At 57.1% G+C, this 19,412-nt stretch carries 9 protein-coding genes; 7 read left to right on the top strand and 2 right to left on the bottom strand.

Annotated elements, in window-relative coordinates; all coding sequences use genetic code 11:
- Window positions 1-34: 34 nt before the first annotated feature.
- The gene (locus AACH44_RS17755; protein WP_261849287.1) at window positions 35-1,297 is read right to left on the bottom strand and encodes an MFS transporter; all 1,263 of its coding nucleotides are present in this window, start codon (window positions 1,295-1,297) and stop codon (window positions 35-37) included.
- 331 nt (window positions 1,298-1,628) lie between these two features.
- On the opposite strand from AACH44_RS17755, the gene AACH44_RS17750 reads away from it, so the two are divergent.
- From AACH44_RS17750 to AACH44_RS17720, 7 genes are read left to right on the top strand one after another with little or no spacing between them, the layout of a single operon-like run.
- On the top strand, window positions 1,629-2,825 hold the full coding sequence (locus AACH44_RS17750) for an isochorismate synthase (RefSeq protein WP_261849288.1): 1,197 nt from the start codon (window positions 1,629-1,631) through the stop codon (window positions 2,823-2,825).
- Window positions 2,822-4,447, top strand: coding sequence for a (2,3-dihydroxybenzoyl)adenylate synthase (locus tag AACH44_RS17745; RefSeq protein ID WP_261849289.1), 1,626 nt, complete (start codon window positions 2,822-2,824; stop codon window positions 4,445-4,447). The genes AACH44_RS17750 and AACH44_RS17745 overlap by 4 nt, the downstream gene beginning before the upstream one ends.
- 10 nt (window positions 4,448-4,457) lie before the next feature.
- On the top strand, window positions 4,458-5,333 hold the full coding sequence (locus tag AACH44_RS17740) for an isochorismatase (RefSeq protein ID WP_261849290.1): 876 nt from the start codon (window positions 4,458-4,460) through the stop codon (window positions 5,331-5,333).
- Window positions 5,330-8,473, top strand: a complete 3,144-nt coding sequence (locus AACH44_RS17735) for an amino acid adenylation domain-containing protein (RefSeq protein ID WP_261849291.1) — start codon at window positions 5,330-5,332, stop codon at window positions 8,471-8,473. The genes AACH44_RS17740 and AACH44_RS17735 overlap by 4 nt, the downstream gene beginning before the upstream one ends.
- A 5-nt stretch (window positions 8,474-8,478) precedes the next feature.
- Window positions 8,479-9,264, top strand: a complete 786-nt coding sequence (gene dhbA, locus AACH44_RS17730) for a 2,3-dihydro-2,3-dihydroxybenzoate dehydrogenase (RefSeq protein WP_338659363.1) — start codon at window positions 8,479-8,481, stop codon at window positions 9,262-9,264.
- Between the two features lie 22 nt (window positions 9,265-9,286).
- Window positions 9,287-15,640: an amino acid adenylation domain-containing protein gene (locus tag AACH44_RS17725; protein ID WP_338659362.1), complete on the top strand. Its 6,354-nt coding sequence runs from the start codon at window positions 9,287-9,289 to the stop codon at window positions 15,638-15,640.
- Window positions 15,637-17,751, top strand: coding sequence for an amino acid adenylation domain-containing protein (locus AACH44_RS17720; protein ID WP_261849294.1), 2,115 nt, complete (start codon window positions 15,637-15,639; stop codon window positions 17,749-17,751). Before AACH44_RS17725 ends, AACH44_RS17720 begins: the two co-directional genes overlap by 4 nt.
- A 74-nt stretch (window positions 17,752-17,825) precedes the next feature.
- Here AACH44_RS17720 and AACH44_RS17715 read toward each other — a convergent pair whose 3' ends face one another.
- The gene (locus AACH44_RS17715) at window positions 17,826-19,334 is read right to left on the bottom strand and encodes a TolC family protein (protein WP_261849295.1); all 1,509 of its coding nucleotides are present in this window, start codon (window positions 19,332-19,334) and stop codon (window positions 17,826-17,828) included.
- Window positions 19,335-19,412: the final 78 nt, after the last annotated feature.

Below are 19,412 nucleotides of genomic sequence, written 5' to 3'. Positions count from 1 at the left end.
TCACTGTGTTGCGTGTATTGCCGACCTACTCGGTTTATTGCTCTGTAACCTGTACCGTTTGGTGTGCGGCCATCTTTCGGCTGCGCTCAGCCAACTGCGGAATCAAGCGCATGGTCAGCAGCATAGCGACCAGCGCAAATACGGTGCTGGCCACGGCAAGCTGTGAGAATCCGTCAATTTTCCCCTCGGCGGAGGTGCTCAGATAAGCGGCTGAGGCAACGCTGGCCAACCCTGACGCAACGTTGGCTGCGGTTCCCTGATAGGACATGAACGCGGCGCGCTGATGCGGCAGCGGAATACCGGCGGTAATTGCCAGCGTGCTGCTGGAGCGGGCGGCGCTGAGCGCCATGAACAGAGTGAACACCAGATACAGGGAAAGTGAAAAAGGCAAAACGAAACCGCAGAGAATCACAACGGCCAGCAGCAGCGTTGTGACTACGATCGTCTGGCTGGCATATCCTCGATCCAACAGGTTGCCGCACAATTGCATGGTCACCATGCTTGCCAGCCCGCCACAGAGATAGAGCAGGGAAATATCATCCCGTGGGAAAGTCAGATTGAACTGAAAATAGTTGGAGAAATGAGGGATCAGCAGGAAATGTCCGAACATTTGTAGCGAAATCACCGTCAGCCCCAATAGGAAAATGGGGGATGCCAGCAGGTCGTTTAATACGGAAACGGACGCGGTACCAGGAGAAAGACCTTGTTGAGTCCGGCGTGTCGGTGGCATAGAAGGAAACAGCCACAGTACCAGCAATACCAACAGCAGACCACCGAGGCCGAACGTATAAAACGGTGCTTGCCAGTTAATACGGTGAGCCAACTCCAGTGACAGCGGCATGATGACAATCGCCGCGAGCGAAAAGCTCATGCCGACATAGGCCAACTGCTTTCCACGCTCGTTGGCCGGCACGATATCAACAACCGCCGCCATCAAGACGCCAGATGCCGGGCCAGCAACACAGCCTGCCAGAATAAACAGCAGCAAAAGATGGGTTTGGCTGGTGGCAAACATGCAGGCAGCCGTCAGGGCGAAGCGCAACGTCAGCAGAACGAGCAGGGCGTGTTTACGGTTAAATCTATCCAGATAAGGCGCGGCGAGGAAGCCGACGATGGCGGAGGCAAACGTTGCGCCGCCGCTAATATAGCCGATGTTCTTGGCATCCATCGATAGCGCGCTGATGAAATCGGGGCCTAGTGGCATCACCATCATCAGGCTACCGAGAGAAAGCATGTTGATTAGCAACGCCAGATGCACAACGGATCGGGTGTGCTGGCGGTACATGCTTTCATCCATGACGGTCTCACATTTAGACACAATTAGTAAAATATTGGCGCAGTTTAGCGCAGCTTAATTCTCCTGACAATAAATGATAAGTATTTTCATTATCATTTGTGAGGTGGGTTTTATAATCAATGCATTTCTATTGCTAATCATTAATGGTTGTGAAAGATGAACAGTAAAATTGATTAACATTAATATAACCCTCAACTAATGGGAGGGAATAACCATTTTGTGGAAGGATTGACCGAACACGTTACTTCAGTGTAGGTTAACTGTGCTTGGTATAAATGATAATGATTTTAATAATCATTGGTATTTAATTTGCGAGCGCAGGAGCTGTCTTGTGGATACACTGATTACAGAAACTGAAACATTTAGCGGGCTAACCTATCCAGAACAGACCGCTTTTTTATATGTATCGGAACACCAAAGCCTTTCTACTTCAGGCTTATTTGAACGTATTTCGTCCCCTGTTTGTGTTCCTGGCTCGCACGATGACAGGCTTAGTCCTGCAATCGTGCAGGCATTCCAGCGAGCGCGTCAGGCAGGGCAGTCGCTGCCTATTGTTGTGGGGGCGATTCCCTTTGATACCACGCAACCGTCTTGTCTCTATATCCCTGATAGTTATACCGTTACGACGAAATCTGAACTCGTCAGCCGTGCCCGTAAGCACACGGCTGCGGGCCCTACCGCACTAACGTTAAACAGCGTCCCAGACGAATGCCAGTTCAAGTCCATCGTGGCTGAGGCGGTTGAACGCTTCCGCCGTGGGGAACTGAGCAAAGTGGTACTGTCGCGTATTCTGGACATTGAGCTGATCCAGCCCGTTAAGGCTCAGACGATCCTCAATAACCTGATGGTACAGAATGCGGGGGGGTATCACTTCTCACTGCCGTTGCCGGATGGTTCCGTATTACTGGGTGCCAGCCCGGAGCTACTGCTGCGTAAGCAGGGGAGTGTGATTGTCTCTAATCCGCTGGCGGGTTCGGCACGACGGATGAGCGATGAACATCTGGACTACCTGAACAGCCAGCGTTTGTTGAATTCTGGCAAGGATAAGCACGAGCATAAGCTGGTGGTGAATGACGTTCGCCAACGCCTGATGCCGCTGTGCGCGTCGTTAACGATTCCATCGGCACCTTCGTTGATGCACACCGCCTCCATGTGGCACCTGTCTACCGCTATCCGCGGTGAGCTGGCGAACCCAGAGATGACGGCGCTTCAGGTCGCCTGCCAGCTCCATCCTACCCCCGCACTGTGTGGCTTCCCCACACAGGAAGCGCGTCAGCTGATTGCCGAGCTGGAGCCGCACGATCGCGGCGTATTCAGCGGCATCGTCGGCTGGTGTGATGCCAACGGCGATGGTGAATGGGCGATCGCGATTCGCTGCGGCACCATCAAACACAACAAAGTCCGCCTGTTTGCCGGTGCGGGCATTGTTGAGGCGTCCGTCCCCGAGGAGGAATGGGCTGAAACCGCCGCCAAATTAAACACGATGCTGAATGCGTTTGGGCTTAACTCAGGTGTGGATGGACTATGAGCATTGAATTTACGCCTTGGCCAGAGGAACTGGCACTGCGTTATCGCGACAAGGGGTACTGGGTTGGCCTGCCGTTAACGGACGTCTGGGAACGCCATTTGACGACGCAACCAGATGCGGTAGCGGTCGTGTGCGGTGAACGTCAGTGGAGCTATCGGGAACTGGACCAACAGGCTTCCGCGTTGGCATCGCGCTTGACGGAAAGCGGCCTGCGCAGTGGCGACACCGCGCTGGTGCAGTTACCGAACGTGGCCGAGTTTTACCTGACCTTTTTTGCGCTGCTGAAAATTGGCGTCGCGCCCGTTAACGCGTTGTTCAGCCATAACAAGCTGGAGCTGCTGTCGTACGCCACGCAGATCGAACCACGCTTACTGATCGCCTCGGCCGAACATTCGCTGTTTGGCAACGGTGAATTTCTGGATCGGCTACAGACGCAGGTTCCCCGCCTGCAAACGGTGGTGATGCTCGGCGACAGCCCGCTGGGGCACAGTCTGACGGAGTGGCTGCAACCGCGTGCTTCAGTCAGCCAATATCAGCCTTCCGCGCCGGGGCAAGTGGCCTTCTTTCAGCTTTCTGGCGGCAGCACTGGTACGCCGAAGCTGATTCCTCGCACCCATGACGATTACTACTACAGCGTGCGTCGCAGCGTGGAAATTTGCGAGCTGACGCCACACACCCGCTACCTATGCGCGTTGCCTGCTCCACATAACTTTCCCTTAAGTTCGCCCGGTTCGCTCGGCGTGTTTTACGCAGGTGGACGCGTCGTGCTGGCGCCCGATCCGGGGGCAATGACCTGTTTCCCGCTGATTGAACGCCACCAGATCGATATGACCTCGCTGGTGCCGCCTGCCGCCGCGCTGTGGATCCAGGCCGCCGAACAATTTGGCGGCGCGCTGCGTAGCCTGAAAATCTTGCAGGTGGGCGGCGCGAAGTTAAGTGAAACCGTTGCCCGACGTATTCCAGCGGTGCTGGGCTGCCAGCTACAGCAGGTGCTCGGTATGGCGGAAGGGCTGGTGAACTACACCCGACTGGATGACAGCGATGAACATACCTTCACCACGCAAGGTTACCCGATGAGCCCGGACGATGAAGTGAAGGTGTTAGACATGGACGGTAATCCGGTGCCGAGAGGCGAAGCGGGGCTGCTGGCGACGCGAGGGCCATACACCTTCCGTGGCTATTACCGCAGCCCAGAACACAATGCCCGTGCTTTCGACGTAGAAGGTTTCTATCACTCGGGTGATGTGGTGCAGATGACTGAAGAGGGCTATTTGCGCGTGGTCGGACGGGAGAAAGATCAGATTAACCGCGGCGGTGAAAAGATTGCTGCCGAAGAAATCGAAAACCTGTTGCTTAAGCATGACGGCATTCTCCATGCCGCGCTGGTGTCCATGCCTGACCCGGTTATGGGCGAAAAGAGCTGCGCTTTTCTGGTGGTCAGCGATCCTACGCTGAAAGCCATCACATTAAGAAAATATCTTCGCAATCAGGGTATTGCTGAATTCAAACTGCCAGACCGCTTCGAGATGATCGACACCTTGCCCGTTACACCCGTCGGCAAGATTGATAAGAAATCACTCCGTCAGCGCATTCAGACCCAACTTAGCACTCAAAATAAATAAGGATTTTGTGATGGCAATCCCTTCTATTGCTTCGTATCCCCTGCCGCGCGCACAGGATTTCCCGGACAACAAGGTTTCCTGGGCGTTTGAACCTGCGCGTGCGGTACTGCTGATTCACGACATGCAGGACTATTTCGTGAATTTCTATGGCGCGGACAGCCCGTTGGCGCAGCAACTGATTGAGAACATTGCGGCGTTACGAGCCTACTGCAAATCGCAGGGGATTCCGGTGGTGTATACCGCGCAGCCGAACGCACAAAGCGCAGCCGACCGTGCGCTGCTGAACGACATGTGGGGCGCGGGGCTGAATAATCACCCCGAAAAGCAGCGTGTTGTGAGCGCACTGGCACCGGATGAGCACGACACCGTGCTGGTGAAATGGCGCTATAGCGCCTTCCATCGTTCGCCGCTGGAATCCATGATGAAGGAGATGGGTAAAGATCAACTGATTATCTGCGGCGTTTACGCGCATATCGGCTGCATGATTACCGCGACAGATGCTTTCATGCGCGACATCAAGCCCTTCATGGTCGGCGATGCGGTCGCGGATTTCTCACTTCAGGAACACCAGATGGCGCTGAAATATGTGGCGACGCGCGCCGGACAGGTGGTTAGCACGGCAGAACTCACAGGAGCGAAAATGGCACAGGCACTGACGAAACAAGGATTGAGAGCACATCTGCTGACGTTGATCGACGAAGATGAAGATCAGTTCGATGAAGATGAAAACCTGATCGACTACGGTCTGGATTCGGTGCGCATGATGGCGCTGCTGACCGAATGGCGCAATCAGGGTGTCACGCTGAGCTTTGTCGATCTGGCGCGTAACCCTAGCCTGAATGCCTGGTGGGCGTTGATTGAAAAACAGCAGGGAACTGCATCATGAAGCCCTTGAGCGTTGCGCAGCGCGGACTGTGGTTAGGTCATGCCCTGAATGATGATAAAGCGACGTTCAATACGGCGGAGTGCATCGCGTTTGATGGCAAAATCGATATTGAAGCCATGTTAAGCGCGATCCGTCAGGCAGTCATGGAGTGTGAGTGCCTGTACTGCCAGTTTGTTGAAATTGCGGGTGAACAGGCCGCCCAGCCGGAAATCGGTTTTGTGGCTTCACAATTGCCGGTGCCGATCGGTGTGTTGCCGATTGTTGAACTGTTGCCTGCGCCGATGACGGATGAAGAGCAGACGATACGCCGGTGGGCGCGTGACGAAATCTCTCGGCCGCTGGATTTGCTGAACGGATTGCCCTGCCGCTTTGCGCTGCTGTGCGGTGAAAAGCGCGATTTTCTCTACAGTTGCGTTCACCACATTGCGTTGGATGGTTTTGGCACCACGATGCTGTTTCAACGCATCGCCCAGATTTACACTGCACTGACGGCGGGGCAACCTGTGGCGGTGGCGGAATTCGACCCGTTCAGCGAGGTATTGGAAGAAGAGCAGCAGCGTGATGCCAGCGGGCAGACGGCGCAGGCGCGTGATTTCTGGCTGGAAACGCTGAATGCGATGCCGGAACCGGCCAGTTTCAGCGAGAGGAGAGCCCCGATCGCGGCGCGTTTTTTGCGCCAGAGCAGTGTGTTGCCGGCGGATCTCTGGCAGCCGCTGACAGCACTGTGTGAAGGCAACAAAATCAGTTGGCCGGATCTGTTTCTGGCGATGCTGGCGACGCATCTTAAGCTGGTGTCCGGTAGCGACAGGCTGACGTTTGGCTTGATGGTGATGAACCGTATCGATTCCGCCTCGCTGATGGTGCCGAGCATGCAGATGAATATCGTGCCGCTGTGCATTCAGGTGGATGAGCAGGCGGACTTTGTCACACTGGCGCAGCAGGTTGCCCGTACCAAGCGCACGCTGCGTCGTCATCAACATTATCGCTATGAGCATTTACGGCGCGATCTGAACCGCGTCGGCGGCGAACAGCGCCTCTTCGGTCCGCTGATCAATATCATGCCGTTCGATCATCCGCTCAATTACGGATCGCTGTCGTCCTGCACGCTGAATATCAGTGCCGGGCCAGTAGAAGATCTGACGATCGAGATCCATTTTAAATCGGATGGCACCCCGGTGCTGGATTTTGATGCTAACCCAGCCTGTTACAGCGCAGAAGCACTTGCCAGCCTGCAAGAAACCCTGTTCACGCTGCTTCAACGCTGGTTGGCGCGGCCGCAGCAAACCAGTGGCGAACTGCTAGAGTGCTGGCTGCGAGAAGAACGCGAACTGGCGCTAATCACCAGCCGTGAGCCTGAGCCGTTTGCCGAACCGGTTCTGACGGCGATCGCCAAACAGGCGCGTAAAAACCCGAACCATCCGGCGCTGACGCAGCGCGATCGACAGTACAGCTACCAGCAGTTGCTGGATCTGAGCGGTCAGGTCGCCGCGGGGCTGCATGAACGCGGCGTTCAGCCCGGCGAACGCATCGGCATCATGCTGAACCGTAGCCCTGAAACCATCATTTGCCTGCTGGCCGTGATGCAGTGCGGTGCGGTGTATGTGCCGCTCGATCCTGAACAGCCGCGTGAACGTCAGCAGCACATCATCCAGATTGCCGATCTGCATACGATCGTCACGCAGGCGGATTATCAACATCGGCTGGCGTCGGTCTTTTCCGGCGAGATCGTGCTGGCGGGGCATCTTCTGTCATCCCACGCACAGGCCGCCGCACTGCCGCCTGTGGAAGCGAGAGACGGGCAGATTGCCTATGTCATGTTCACATCGGGATCGACCGGATTGCCGAAAGGCGTGGAGATCGGCACCAGCGCGTTGGATCACTTCACGGCGGCGGCACGTCAGCGCTATGGCCTGCGTGCGGCGGATCGCGTGCTGCAATTTGCTCCGTTTAATTTTGATGCCAGCATTGAAGAAATTTTTGCCACGCTGACCAGCGGTGCGACGCTGGTGCTGCGTACCGATGAGATGCTGGAATCGATACCGACCTTTGTCGAACAGGTTGAAGAACAGGCGATTACGCTGCTCGATCTGCCAACGGCATTCTGGAATGAATGGGTGGTGGGGCTGAAAACCGGCACGCTGACCATGCCTTCCGCACTGCGCGCCATCATCATCGGCGGTGAAGCGGTGTACCCCGAACAGCTGGTGCAGTGGCAACGCCATGCGCCGAACACATTGCGCTTAATCAACACGTATGGCCCAACGGAAACCACGGTGGTGGCGACCAGTTGCGATCTGCAAACGCAGTCTGCCGATGTGGCGCAGCTTCCTATCGGTCTGCCGTTGGCGGGCGTCAACGCGCTGATTTTGGCAGCGGGCGATCGCCCCGCGACAGAAGGAGAACTGGTGCTGCTGGGGCCAACGCTGGCAGCGGGTTACATCGGTACAGAACACACGGCGTTTACGCAAATAGCGGTGGGTGATCAGGATCTTCCGGCTTACCGTACCGGCGACAGAGTTCGGCTGGAAAAAGGGCGGCTGCTGTACCTCGGACGGATGGATAACGAATTTAAAATCAGTGGCTATCGGATTCAGCCAGGGGAAGTCGAGGCGCATCTGCTGGCACAACCTGATATCGATGAAGCCTGCGTGCAGGGCATGGTTTATCCCAACGGGGTGCGGCGTCTGGTGGCGTTTGTTGCGACGAAAGCGGGCGAAATGGATGCACGCGCGCTGAAGCAGCGTCTGAGCAACGTGCTGCCGCCTGCGATGATCCCCACCGATTACCGTGCCTTCCGCCAGTTGCCGAAAACCGGTTCCAACAAGGTCGATCGCAAGCGTCTGCTGGCGGAATATCACGATGAGGCACCGACGCAGGCGTTAGCCAGCGAAACCGAGAATCGGGTCAGCGCCATCTGGCAGCAGATCCTCGGCGTGTCGGGGATTCAATCGCGGGATAACTTCTTCGAACTGGGCGGGCAGTCATTGCAGACCATCCAGATCGTTAATCGTCTGGCTGCCGAATTTTCCGTCAGCATCAAGGTGTCTGATGTGTTCGATCATCCCCAGCTCAGCGATTTCTGCCGTTATCTGGACGACAGGCTGTCACAGGACGAAAACAGCGTGGAAATGGTGTGGTAGGGAAAATGATGAACAAGGCACAACCTCTTCAGTTTGATTTCAGCGGCAAGACCATTTGGGTAACCGGAGCGGCGAGCGGCATTGGCGAAAGCATTGCCCGCCAGTTTGTCGCACTGGGCGCGAACGTGATCGGTTTCGATCGCGCATTCCAGCATCAGGACACACCGGATCAGGAATGTCCGTTTACTTGCGTGACGCTGGATATCAGCGAGCCGGACAGCGTGGCGACGGTGTGTCGCCAGCAGTTGGCGGAAACCGGGCTCGACGTTCTGGTCAACGCGGCCGGGATTCTGCGTCTGGGCGACATCGATGCGCTGAGTGTGGACGACTGGCACCAGTGCATTAACGTTAACGCTTCTGGCGCGTTTTACCTGCTGAACGCACTGGTACCGCATTTCAAGCAGCAGCGTCGCGGCGCGATTGTCTGCGTCGGCTCCAATGCCGCTCATGTTCCCCGCATGCAAATGGCGGCGTACTGTGCCTCGAAAGCGGCGCTCACTAGCCTGTCTCACTGTGCGGGTCTGGAGTTAGCGCCTTACGGCGTGCGCTGCAATCTGGTGTCGCCAGGCTCAACGGATACGCCGATGCAGCGCGGCATGTGGCACAGCGCGGATGCCGAGCAGCACACTATCGCGGGCTTTCCTGACCAGTACAAACTGGGAATTCCTCTGGGCAAGATCGCTCAGCCGGAAGAGATCGCCAATACCGTGGTTTTTCTGGCTTCCGATCTGGCCAGCCACATCACCATGCAGGACGTGGTGGTGGATGGCGGGGCAACGCTGACGGCTTGATTTGCGAAGAGAGTGATAAGTCATGAAAGATATCGTAACGCTGTTAAAACAGTTGGAACGGCAGGGCGTTCGTCTGGCGTTGAATGCACAGGGGCAGCTGATTTCGCAGTCCAACAAAGACGCGATCACGGCAGACATTGGGCGCACGATTAAGGAAAACAAAGATGCTATTGTGCGCTGCCTGACGGCGCAGCAGGCGTTTGAGCGCCCCATCACGCCGCAGAATGCGACGTCTGGCCCGCTGTCATCATCGCAAAGCGGACTGTGGTTTATCGAGCAGTACGAAGAGCAATCACACCTCTACAATATGCCGGTCTACTTTCGTCTGACCGGCACGCTGGATGTGGCTGCGCTGGAGTTTGCCTTTGACGCGCTGGCGCAGCGTCATGCCAGCTTGCGCACCCGTTTTGTGGTCAATGAACAAGGCAAAGGTGAGCAGCGTATCGATGCCTATCAACCGTTTGTGATACAGCATGATGACTTCTCACTGTTGCCGGAAGCCGAACGGGAAGGGTGTTTGCAGCAGCAGGTGAAAGCGGAAATCAGCCGGCCGTTCGATCTCACGGCGGGGGATCTCACCCGCGTGCGGCTGGTGAAGATGAGCGAATGGGTGCATGTTCTGATGATCACCCAGCACCATATTATTTCCGATGGCTGGTCGGTGAAGAATATGTTCGCGGACTTCAAACCGGCTTTTCTTGCTTGTCAAAATCGCCAGCCTCATCCCGTCGAACCGACCCAACTTAACTATATCGATTACGCACACTGGTTTAATTCCGCCTCGTTTCTGGATTACCACAATGAATTCAAACCGTTCTGGGTTGAGCGTCTGACAGGGATCCCCGAAGTGCACAGCCTGCCGCTGGATAAACCGCGTCCGGCGCATCAGAACAGCGGTGGGGAAGTGATCTTCTCCGCGATCAACAACGATCTGTGGGATAAATTCAAACGCCTGTGCCAGCGCTATAACACATCTAATTTCATTGGCTTGCATGCGGTGTTTTCCTTGATGCTGGCGCGGATCAGCGGCGAGAAAGATATCGTGATTGGTTCGCCGCTGGCCTACCGCGAGCGGCCGGATATCGAAGATGTCGTCGGCTTTTTCGTTAACACTATTGTGCTGCGTACCCAGTTGCAGGACAGCCAGAGTTTCGTCGATTACCTGCAATACTGCCGCGAGCAGGATCTGTCGGCTTTCGATCATCAACTCTACCGTTTTGAAGCATTAAGCGAGGCGATCGGCTCCGATCGCACCACTGCGATCAACCCGATCTTTCAGGTGATGCTGGTTTATCAGGCCAAAGTAGATTTCAACGATCTGATCCCCGGTTGTGATGCGGCGGAAGAAACCTCGCCCGTGCTGCCTGCCAAGACGGATATTTCGGTCAAGGTGACGGAACTGATGGGTGAAGTGCGGCTGGACTGGCTGTTTGCCACCGCGCTGTTTGAGCGCGAGACGATCCAGTATTACGCCGACCGCTTTATGCGACTGATTGAAGCTGTGGTTGAGGCACCGGAAACCGATGTCTGGCACCTGCCGCTGATGGAAGCGGATCGGTTTGCTGCCGTGCTGGCGGAAACGCAGCAGTTGCCGCGTAGCTATCCGCAGCCACAGCTGACGGTAACCGACGTGATTGAAGCGGTAGCTCAGCGCGATCCACAGCAATTGGCAATTACTTTTGACGGTGAACATCTCTCCGACACACTGACGTATGGCGAGCTAAACAGGCAGGCGAATCAGCTGGCACACTGGTTGCACCGCCAGGGTCTGGGTGAACAGTCGCTGGTTGGCGTGCTGGCGAAACGCGATCGCTATTTTGTCATTGCGCTGCTGGCTGTCTGGAAAGCGGGGGCTGCCTATGTGCCGTTGGATCCCGACTATCCACCGGAGCGGCTGCGCCACATCATTACCGATGCCAATCTTGCCGTCATTCTCGGCGGCGATGGGCAGCAACTGGCGCAGTGGTCTGCCGAACAGTGCATCGATCTGACCGATCCTACGGTTGTCGCGCAGTGGCACGATCTACCGGGCGATGAACCGCCAGCCATTCCGCGTCATGCACAGCAACTGGCACAGGTGATCTACACCTCGGGATCGACCGGTTTGCCGAAGGGCGTCATGATCGAACACGGTTCGCTGATCAATCTGCTGGACGATCACCGCGATCGTATCGGTTTCACACCGCAAAGCACCATGTTCAACTGCATGTCGCTCTCGTTTGACGCCGGTAACATGACGACGCTGCTGCCGCTGAGCAGCGGTGGCACGCTGGCGTTTGGCGAACCCAACGATCGGGCGATTGTGCAGGCCGAACAGGCGGGCGCGACGCATCTGATCCTGCCAACGGCGCTGATGTCGATTCTCGATCCACAGCAGGTTAATGGCATTCAGGCGATTGGCATGGGCGGAGAAGCCTGCCCGAATGCGGTGGTGGAAAACTGGGCCGATAAGGTGGCGCTGTACAACATGTACGGGCCGACGGAGTGTACCGTCACGGCGTTGAGTACCCGTCTGCGCAAAGGCCAGCCTGTCACTATCGGCAAATCCATCACCCATATTCAGGCGCTGATTCTGGATGCGGCCGGGCAACTGTGTCCGGCGGGCGTACCGGGAGAGCTGTGTCTTGCGGGGCTTGGGCTGGCGCGTGGCTACCTCAACCAGCCACAAATGACGGCCAGCCGCTTCGAACACATCACGCTGAATGACGTGAATAATGCTGAACACGGCACGGCGACGCTGCGCATTTATCGCACGGGTGACAAGGCCAGACTGCTGAACAACGGCGACTATGAATACTGTGGCCGTATTGATGAGCAGATCAAGCTGCGCGGTTACCGCATTGAACCGGGTGAAATCGAGGCACAGCTGGCGACAGTATGCCCGTCGCTGAAGCAGGTTAAAGTCATCGTGGCACAGGTGGGGAACCGCCCGGCGCTGGTCGCCTATGGCACGGTGAAAGCCGGTAGCAGCACGCCGGAACCCGCCGCCGTGCTGATTGATGTCGCAAAGCATCTTCCCGAATACATGGTGCCGTTCCGACTGATTCTGCTAGAAGACATGCCGCTGACGCCGAACGGCAAGCTCGATACGAAACAGCTGCCGCCGGTGCTGGAAACCAGCGAGGGCGACGGCGAAGCCGATAATCCGCTGGAAGCGGACGTGCTGGCGATTTGGCGCAGCGTGCTGAATACACCGCTGGGCGTTGAGGATGATTTCTTCCGCTTAGGCGGAGATTCCATCCTCAGTATCCAACTGACCACCCGCCTGCGCAGTGTGGGCTATGTCTGCACGGTGAAGGACGTTTTTGAAGCGAAGAGCGTGCGGCGTCTGTGCCGCGTGCTGGCGCAGAATAACCGTGATGTTGGTATCGTGGCAGAGCAGGGCACGCTGGAAGGCGAATTCGCGCTGCTGCCGATTCAGCGCTGGTTTATGGAACAGCCGCTGGCACGTCCAGAGCACTGGAATCAGGCGGCGATGATCCAACTGCCAGACGTGGATACCGAACGACTGACCACGCTGTTGCAGGCGCTGATGGCGCAGCATGACGCGCTGCGTCTGGCCTGTGATACCGACGGGCAACGTTATCTGACGGAGGTGCCTTGCCCGGTTGTGTCGACGCTGGATTATCGCCAGCTTGGCGATGGCGGCCTGCAACAGGCGTTTACCGCGTTGCAGAGTGAATTCGATCCCGCGCAGGGAAGAACGATGGGGTGTGCGCTGGTGCGGCACCATCCGCAGGCGGACACGGCGGTGTTCCTCGCTTTCCACCATCTGGTGATTGATGCCGTGTCTTGGCGCATTCTGGTTGACGATCTGGAACGGCTGTACCTTGGTGAAGCGCTGGCGCCGAAAACGTCGAGCTATCGCCAGTGGGGCACGGCGCTGCATAACTACGCCACACAGCATGCGGATCAGTTGACGTACTGGCAGGCGCAGGAAGACGGCGTGGATCAGGCAGCGCTGCTGGCGGCGAAAGATCCGCAGGGCCAGGCCAGCGCCGCGATTCTGACTCTGGATGCCGAAACTACAGGCCAACTGGTAAGCGAGGCCAATCGTGCCTTTAACACCGAAGTCAGTGATTTACTGCTGGCGGCACTGACCCGCACGTTAAACGATCTCGGCTGGGGCGACAACGCGCGCATCATGCTGGAAGGGCACGGCCGCGAAGCGATTGATCCGACGCTGGATGTCAGCCGCACGGTGGGGTGGTTTACCAGCACCTATCCGGTGTGTCTGCAAGATAAACCTGACTGGGCTTCCCTGATTAAATCCAGCAAGGAACAGCTGCGTCAGGTGCCGGATAAAGGCGTTGGGTTTAACCCGTTACGCTACCATCATCCGCAGGGCAGTGTGCTAACGCTGTCGCCGATTGTGTTCAACTATCTCGGGCTGTCGGTTCAGGCTGCTGGCACATGGCGTCCGGTGGACGTCGCACCGGGCTGCTGCGTAGCGCCGGAGAATAAACCAGCGGAGGTGATCAGTCTCCACGGCGGTATTGCCGGCGGGCAGTTAACGCTGCGTCAGGTCGGCTGCCTCAATCAGCGCGACAGCGAACGCCTGATGCTGCGGCTGACGGAGAATCTGCGGGCGCTAACGGCAGCCTGTCTGGCACAGTTGCACCACGGCACGGCCTTTACCCCCAGCGATTTCCCAGCGGTTGCGCTGAGCCAGACGCAACTCGATAACCTGTCGCAGCGTTATGACATCGACACCTTGTTGCCGCTGTCATCGCTTCAGCAGTCGATGTTGTATCACCGCCTGCGCTGTCCGCAGGATGATGCTTATCATCTGCAAACGCCGATTCGCTATGCGCAGGCGCTGGATATGGAAGGCTATCGTCAGGCATGGCAGCGTCAGATTCAGCGTTTCCCGGCGCTGCGTGCCGCGTTGGAAAGCGAATGTGCCAGCGTGCAGGTGATTGTGAAGCAGGCAGACCTGCCTTTCTACTATCAGGATGTGGCGCAGGACGCCGATCCGCACGTTGTCATCGAGCGCTATCGCCAGCAGGATTTACGTTCAGGATTTGACTTGTCGCAGCCGCCGTTGTTGCGCATCGCCTGTTTCCGTTTGGGTGAGCGTGACTATCGAGTGCTCCTGAGCTGTCACCATAGCGTGATTGATGGCTGGAGCGGGCCACAGCTACTGGGCGCGGTACACCGCGACTATCTGCTGCTGATGCGCGGTGAAACATTTATGCACGGCGAAACATCCGCGATTCAGTCGGATCGTGCTTATGTGGATCATGCGCTGCACGCCGTGGCGCAGCAGCCTGCCGTCGATGCCTTCTGGCAGCAGCGTCAGCCGCTGCTGGCGCAGACGAATGATGTGGCGATGCTGTTTGCGGCGGCAGGGAAACGTGCCGATCTCAGCCAGCATCTGATGCAGGTTGAACCGCAGGTTACCGGTGTGAGCCTGAACGAGCAGGATCAGGCTGCACTCATTGCCTTTGCCCGCGAGGTGGGGGTCACGCACAGCATTATCGCGCAATATGCCTGGCACCGGCTGCTGGCGCGCTCGACTGGCGATGCGGTCAGTATTGTCGGCAACGTGCTGTCGGGCAGGGAAAGTCCGGTAGAAGATGTGGCGAGCAGCGTGGGTCTGTACATCAACAGCCTGCCGCTGGTGTTGAGCTGGCAGCAGCCGATATCGCTGCAACAGCATCTGGTGCAGTTGCAGAATGAGCTGATGGCGATGAATCAGCATGCCACGCAGTCGCTGATTGCGCTGACGGCTGGACGCCCGCGTCTGTTCAACAGCCTGTTTATTTATGAAAACTATCCTGCTTATGAAAACCAGCCCGGCGCGAAAGCGGAGCAAGGCCAACGTGCTGACGATCCGCATCGGCTATCTCCCGAATTCTCCGCGGCCTATGAAAAGGTCGAAATGCCGCTGAATCTGGTGGTGCGTGAGCAGGCGGGCTGCATGCTGCTGCGCTTCGAGTTTGATGCCGATGTGCTGGACAGTGCGCAGGTGCGTCGGGTGCTGATGCGCTGGCATGACGAAGTGGTGGCGCTGGTGAATAGCTCACCGCAGCAGCCAGCCGAGATCGTTGGACATAATAAGGTGGCAGATGCAGCGATGAGACAGGCTGTCACGCCGGATAGCCGTGCAGGCTCGCCTGATACGCCGTCAGCCCAGTCGCTGCTGCGAGTGTGGGCGCAGACGCTGCATCTCAGTGAACCTGGCCTCTGGTCGCAGACGCTGTGTGAAAGCGGTGTCGATTCACTCCAGCGTATTGCGCTGGCACAGGCATTGAGCCGTGCGTTAGCGCTGCCGATAAATGTTGCGCTCTTGCAGCGTTACCCGTCACCGCAGGCGCTGAGCGAGTATCTGGCACAGTCGAGGGTTACCGCCAATGAGGAAACGCTGTCATGACAGGGTGCAATAAAGCCGTTGGGAACCCGTTAGCGGATATCCAACAGCCCACGGCCTTCGGGCAGCGGGTAGGTGCCGCGCACGGTGAACAGCGGCACAGCAGTGAGCTGATTAAGCATTATCCCGCGTCGCTGGTGAGCGCAGCATGGAGCTGGCTGCTGTACAAATACAGCGGTGAAGAGCAGGTGTGCGCCGCGCTCGTCACGGCCGATCTTCCTGATAACGTAAGGCCGCTGATCGCCCATTTTCAACAGCGCGATCGTCTCGTCAGCGAGTGGATCGCTGCGGTGGGATCGTCGTGCGATCCGCAGTCTGCGTCAGAGCTTCTGGCAGCAGACATCCAGCATGCGCTGTTTAGCAGCCTGCTGATCGTGGGGGAGATGACATCGTTACCTGTGGTAGTACAAAAAGCGGCGCAAAACGTGGCGCTGATCGTACAGGTTCAAAACGATCGGGTCATTCTGACTGCGCCTGACGGACAGTTCGATAATCGGCAGCTACAGCGCATTGCCCGCCATCTCACGCAGCTACTTGATGGCCTGCTGGCAGCGCACTGGGAACGGCTGGCGCAGATCCGCCTCAGTCCGCGGGTGGCGCCGTTACCGCACCGAGCGGCGACGCACGCGCTGCACGATGAACTGCTGGCGCGCTTAACTCAGGAAGCGCGTCAGGATTGTGTGGCGATCGTCTTTCAGGAGCGTGACATTCGCTATCGGGAACTGCTGCAACGCGTGGCGCTAATTCAACAGGCACTGGCTGCACAGGGGGTGACGGCGGGTCAGCGCGTGGGGCTGCACCTGAGTCGTCAGCCTGATACGGTTGCGGCGCTGCTGGCTTGCCTGTTTTCTCAGGTGACGTTTGTGCCGCTGGAGCCGGATTTTCCGGGAGAGCGTCTACAGGCGATTCAGCAGGAGGCGGCGTTAGCTACGGTCTTACAGGACGGTTATACCGGCGGTTCGCTGGCGTTTGACTGCCCGATACTGAACCTTTGCGATTTACCGTATGCCGCCAGTGATTCCACGGCGAGCGTACAGCTGGCGCGCGCTGGTGGACCGGAAACGGCCGCCTACATGATGTTTACCTCCGGTTCGACGGGGAAACCAAAAGGCGTTGTGATTGGTCAGCGGGCGCTGCAAACCTTTATTCATGCCAGCGTAGCGCGGCTGGCTTTAACGGATAAAGCCAACTGGCTGCTGATTACCACGTTGGCGTTTGATATCTCCATGCTGGAAGTGTTTGCGCCGCTGTGGGTGGGTGGCGTGCAGCACCTGACCACGCACGAGGAATACAAAGATCCGCAGGCGGTCGCGGCGTATTTGCAGACTCGGCCGGAAATCAACGTATTGCAGGCCACACCCGCGTTTTGGCGCATGATGTTCAAAGCGGGCTGGCAGGGCAAACCCGATCTGGTGGCGCTGTGCGGCGGTGAAGCGCTGGATCTGCGGCTGGCACAGCGTCTGGTTAGCCGTTGTAGGACGCTGTGGAATTGCTATGGGCCAACCGAAGCGACGATTTGGTCGCAGATGGCGCAGATAGACAGCGCAGCGTTGGAGAATCAGCACACGGTCACGCTGGGGAACACGTTGGCAGGCTATCAGCATCTGGTGATCGATGACGATCGCCATCCGTTAGAGGAAGGGATGGTCGGCGAACTGTGCATTCTCGGTGATGCACTGAGCAGTGGATACTGGCAGCGTGACGATCTGACGCAGGATCGTTTTATTCAGCAGATGGAATCCGGGCAGCGGATGTATCGCACTGGCGATAAAGTCCGGCTGCTAGCGGACGATCGTTATCAGTATCTTGGTCGCTTCGACGATCAGGTAAAATTACGGGGATTTCGCATCGAATTAGGGGAGATCGAGGCGCAATTGAAACGGATCGAACAAGTGCAGGATGCGGCTGTTAAACTTCAGAGGGAAGGGGATGAGGCGGTGCTGGTTGGCTACGTTGAGTATAAACCCGGCTCGGAGATGACCAAACTGGCGCTGCGCAAACAGTTGCATCAGTTCTTACCAGCTTACATGGTGCCAGGGCGCATTGTGGTACTCGACAAACTGCCGAAAACCGGCAGCGGCAAGGTCGATCGCAAGCGCCTGACGGACGTCTGACCGTAGGAGGGGCAGCGGTGCTGCCCCTCCTACTCGCGTAAAACATGATATTTCAGGCACGACAATAGTGCGTATCAGAACGATTGCAAGGTACTGATTTTACCCTGTTGCCAGTTGATGTCAGATTGACGCAGTGCCTGACTGATATCTGCAAGGCTGTTGGACGGGAGGGTTTTCGGTAGCAAATCCAGTCCGATCGTTGAGAATATCTGACCGTAGGTATTGCGTAGTTCTGCATAGGCCAGATCCTGACGTAAACTGGCGTTGAGGGCGTTCAGCTCACCTTGAATCAACTGTAGTTCACCGATGCTGTTAGCCTTATAGCGGTTTCTCAGCTGTTCGACAATTTTAGTGTCAAGATTACGCAATTCTGAACTGGTTTTATATTGTCGCTGCGCCTCATTGAAGTTGGCTCGGGCGATGTATAACTGTGCCATAATTGCCAGTGACATCGCCTGGCGTTGCACTTCCGACACGGACTCGTTAGCCTGAGCGGCTTTACGCGCGGCGGGGCCGGACAGCAGATTGAACAGGTTCCAGGTGGCTTTCACGCCGACGTCAGCCCAGCTGTTGTTGACCAGAAAAGAGTTGCTGTCATAGTGGCCACCTGCGCTGATTTCCACGCCGGGCAGCATACGCAGCAGCGCTTTACGGGTTTCAGCGGCATGAATTCGGACCTGATAATCCTGCTCGCGCAGTTCTGGGCGACTGACCAGCGCCGCTTCTTCCAGCACCTTCACATCGACATTCAGCTGCGGTACGGTTTCGTCACCGCTTTGTGGCAATGCAAGCTTGTAGGCCGTATCCAATGGCAGGTTCATCAAGGTCGCCAGCTCAGTCTTGGCTAGCGACAGTGCGCGACGCTGTTCTTCCAATTGGCGTGTGGCGTCGATCAGCGCGCGTTGATAGCTAAGGACTTCAATGGGGTCGCCAATCTGCTGTGACGACATGTGTTCGCTCGCGTCGCGCGCAGCGTTGACACGGACGATCAGGCCATCAATCTGCCCCAACAAGCGTTCAGCTGCCACGGCGCGCCAGTAGGCGGAGCGTACGTCTTGCTGGATGGTGTGCACGACCTTGCGTTTACGCTCTTCGGCAATCCAGCGCTGATCTGATTTTTGCTGGGCGGTCACGTAGCTGACGCCAAAGTCGAGCACGTTCCACACCATAGTCAGATCGGCTACATCTCGGTCGCGATCCTGTGAGGTGGAAGGTTCCAGAGAAGTACGTCCTGTTTCCACGCTGCGGCTACTGGAGGCACTCATATTATTACGCCCCACATAGCCCGCTGATGCCGCCAGTTTCGGCAACATATCGTAGCGTGCTAGCTCCACCTGCTGCTGGCTCAGCGCATATTCCATCACTTTTAAGCGTGATTCGAGGTTATATTTCAGCGCACGTGCCATGGCATCATACAGCGTGATCGGTGCCGTGACGGGCTCCTGCTGGCTGAACATGGCGACTCGGTCCTGCTGGCTGCGTTGCCCGCTTTCGACCTTGCTGATCGGCTGTGTGGTCACGGCACAGCCGCTGGCGGCTAGCACGATGGCGCTAAGGCTAAATAGTTTCCGACCCTTTAACACGATTCCGCTCCTCGTCATTATCATCATTACCCATGTTATTTTTGTGATGGTTCTGGATGTTCTTGCGATCGTCCTGCG

This window comes from Pectobacterium araliae (genome assembly GCF_037076465.1).
Lineage (GTDB): Bacteria > Pseudomonadota > Gammaproteobacteria > Enterobacterales > Enterobacteriaceae > Pectobacterium > Pectobacterium araliae.
This window is presented reverse-complemented; position numbering and strand designations above follow the sequence as displayed.